Raw genomic sequence first — 1,984 nt, forward strand, 5'->3', positions numbered from 1 at the left:
CTCTGGATGAAAACCTGTTCCTACTTCCAACAAGGAGGCAACACGCCCGCGTAGGGTGAAAGAACCTTCCGTAGGAGATGTTATCCTACTCAGTAGTTTTAGCAAGGTGCTTTTCCCCGCACCATTAGGGCCGATTACCCCTACTACTGAACCTTGCTCTATGGTTAAATCGACATTTCTGAGTGCCCAGAAACAATCTGACGCTTTTGCGGCCTCTCGTCTCCCTTTTGTCCAAAGGGCATCTCTTAAGGTACGGTAGCGGCTACCGCCCAACTCTCTTCGTCGGTACTGCTTACCAAGGTTATTTATTTCGATGGCTTTGGGCATAGAACATCAAATGATATCAGCGAAAGTACGCTCTGTTTTTTGAAAATAACGGAAGCCTACCCAAAAGCTTAGTACAACCCACACGAGAGTAACTCCTAATGAGTAAGAGGGAAAAGCTCCAAAACTGATCCCTGAAACGCACCAACGGAAACTTTCGATAATCCCCACAGCAGGGTTCAAATCATATATCCACAAGTATTGCTCCGGAACGGCACGACTAGAAAACCCAACAGGAGAAAGGAATAACCCCACCTGCAAGACAAAAGGCAAGGCATAGCGAAAGTCACGAAAGCGGATATTGAGGGCCGATAAACCCAAGCCAATACTCAAGGATAATGCGAGGGTCAACAGTAGCCAAAATGGCAAAAAAAGTATATAGACAGAGGGCAAGGTTCCATAATAAATCAGCAAACATAGAAGTAAACTCAGTGCCACTAAAAAGTCGATCAGGCAGGTAGCCAGCGTACTCATCGGTACCAGAATTTTAGGAAAATAGACCTTTGTAATGAGTCGCTCATTCCCCAATAAAGAAGCTGCACTCTCGCTGATTCCGCTCGAAAATAGTTGCCAAGCCAACACACCTGCTAATACCAATAAAGGATAAGGCTCCTGTGTATCGTCAGCTAACCCTGCTACCCTACCAAAGACAAAAGTGAAGATAAGCATGGTAAGCAGCGGTCGGATTATGGCCCAAGCTGCGCCAATTAAGGTTTGCTTATAACGTACTTTCAGGTCACGCCAACTCAGGATGTAAAGTAATTCCCGGTAGCGCCAGACCTCCCGCCAATAGTTGACCGAATCTGTTTTAGCACTGACAAACACCTCCGGTAAATCTTTTGAATTCATTAACGGAGGATTACTATTTTACCAATCTGGTTGAGGAAATAGGAATCTGTCCCGTTATCGTAACGGTCTAATTGTTGCCCTTGGTCATCTAGGGCAATAACCCTATACAGATAAGTGCCTGTTGCTAATTGATCACCGTAGGTATCTGTGCCATCCCAAACGAAATCTGTCAAGTGTGTTCCTACCTGCAATGCACCTAGCTCCTGCTGGTTGATTTCGCGAACAATACGGCCACTGATCGTCATAATTTGGATCTTGTATTGATCTGGAGCCTCCTCTCCCGTAAGTGTATATACAAAACGGGTAGAAGTAGAAAAAGGATTGGGGTAAGGCAATACATTTGAAAGCATCTGCTTAGTAATGATCTCAAAATGCGTTTCGTACCACAAACGAGCTTGGTTTCCACTTTCATCCTTTCCTCGAAGCATTAATGTATACTCCCCGTCTTCCACAAAGCTAGGCTCCCATTCCAGGCGAGCTACATTGTCTGTTGGATTTGTCGCAGGAAAAAATTGCACCTCAGGAGATGACAAAGACAAGGTTTTTTCATTTCCTAATGGATCACGGACTACCACTACAAATAGACTCGTATCTGCTAGTAACAAATATTGATTTTCATCCGTAATACTCATTTGAATGAACGGGCTTGCAGATACTAAATCGCCATCCAATATCTGTTGTCCATCAAAAGTGACATCTACAACGGGGACTATCTCATCTCCCAAAATCATAAAATCTTTGATTGCTTGATTGTTAATCCTCAAGCGTTCTATAGGGCTATCAGCCGGATTCACATTCAGCGAAAGTTGGG

Annotated in this window: 3 protein-coding genes; all 3 read right to left on the minus strand. The window is 44.3% G+C overall.

The genetic code is table 11. The features are described from left to right. A partial coding sequence (locus ACRBG0_RS24560; protein WP_431489484.1) for an ATP-binding cassette domain-containing protein occupies window positions 1-327 on the minus strand: 327 nt, incomplete at its 3' end. Between the two features lie 6 nt (window positions 328-333). Beyond that, complete coding sequence (locus tag ACRBG0_RS24565) at window positions 334-1,173, minus strand: ABC transporter permease (protein ID WP_431489485.1); 840 nt, start codon at window positions 1,171-1,173, stop codon at window positions 334-336. After that, window positions 1,173-1,984 (minus strand): FlgD immunoglobulin-like domain containing protein (locus ACRBG0_RS24570; RefSeq protein WP_431489486.1); only part of this gene is annotated, 812 nt, incomplete at its 5' end. The genes ACRBG0_RS24565 and ACRBG0_RS24570, both read right to left, overlap by 1 nt.

Source organism: Lewinella sp., from assembly GCF_050633125.1.
Lineage (GTDB): Bacteria > Bacteroidota > Bacteroidia > Chitinophagales > Saprospiraceae > Lewinella.

Bases quoted from the DNA above. Each gene is read 5' to 3' on its own strand.
- ACRBG0_RS24565 (WP_431489485.1), bottom strand. From the start codon at position 1,173: ATGAATTCAAAAGATTTACCGGAGGTGTTTGTCAGTGCTAAAACAGAT.